The organism is Streptomyces europaeiscabiei (assembly GCF_001550375.1).
Lineage (GTDB): Bacteria > Actinomycetota > Actinomycetes > Streptomycetales > Streptomycetaceae > Streptomyces > Streptomyces europaeiscabiei.
The window spans coordinates 1-1,062 of record NZ_LRTR01000060.1; the positions used below are offsets into that span (position 1 = coordinate 1).

Below are 1,062 nucleotides of genomic sequence, written 5' to 3' on the forward strand. Positions count from 1 at the left end.
TCCGAGGGCCCGCCGGGCAGCCGTCCGGGGCGTGGCCTCGCTCGCCCTCGCCTCGGCGACGATCAACACGCTCGGCAAACGCTCCGTCCGCCGCCCCCGCCCGGTCCTGGACAACGTCCCGCTGACCCGGCAGCTGAAGCGGCAGCCGATCACCACGTCCTTCCCGTCGGGGCACTCCGCCTCCGCCGCCGCCTTCGCGGCCGGCGTCGCCCTGGAGTCGCGCGGCTGGGGCGCGGCCGTCGCACCACTGGCGGCCTCCGTGGCACTGTCCCGCGTGTACACGGGCGTGCACTTCCCGAGCGACGTGCTGGTGGGCGCCGCCCTGGGTGTGGGCGCCGCCTACGCCGTACGGGGCATCGTGCCGACCCACGACCAGCTCCCGCCGCCCGGCCGCCCGTACGTGGACGCGCCCGCGCTGCCGGACGGGGACGGCCTGGTCGTGGTCGCCAACCTGGCCGCGGGCACGTCGGACCGGGTGCGCGCCCTGCGGGACGTGCTGCCCGGGGCCGAGACGGTGGAGTGCGAACCGGAGGACGTGAAGGCCGAGTTGGAGAAGGCCGCCGCCCACGCGCGCGTGCTCGGCGTGTGCGGCGGCGACGGCACGGTGAACGCCGCCGCCGAGGTGGCCCTGCGCCACGACCTCCCCCTCGCCGTACTCCCCGGCGGCACGCTCAACCACTTCGCGTACGACCTCGGTGTGGAGGACGTACGCGACCTGGGCCGCGCGGTGCGCCGGGGCGAGGCCGTCCGGGTGGACGTGGGGCACTTCACGACCGGTGACACGGAGGGCCACTTCGTCAACACGTTCAGCCTGGGCGTGTATCCCGAGCTGGTGCGGGAGCGCGAGCGCTGGGAGAAGGCGATCGGCGGCTGGCCGGCGGGCGTGATCGCGGCACTGCGCGTCCTGCGCTCCGACCGCCATCCGCTGCAGGCCACCTTCGAGGGCCGGCCGCGCCCGATCTGGCTGCTCTTCGCGGGCAACGGCACATACCACCAGCTGGGCCTCGCCCCGGCCCGGCGGTTCGACCTGGCCGACGGGCTGCTGGACGTCCGTGTCGTACC

The 1,062-nt window shown here is 75.8% G+C and carries 1 protein-coding gene; it reads left to right on the forward strand.

Going from position 1 to position 1,062, the window contains the following annotated elements; translation table 11 throughout:
• On the forward strand, window positions 1-1,062 hold a 1,062-nt coding region (locus AWZ10_RS02735), incomplete at both ends, for a bifunctional phosphatase PAP2/diacylglycerol kinase family protein (RefSeq protein ID WP_060890356.1).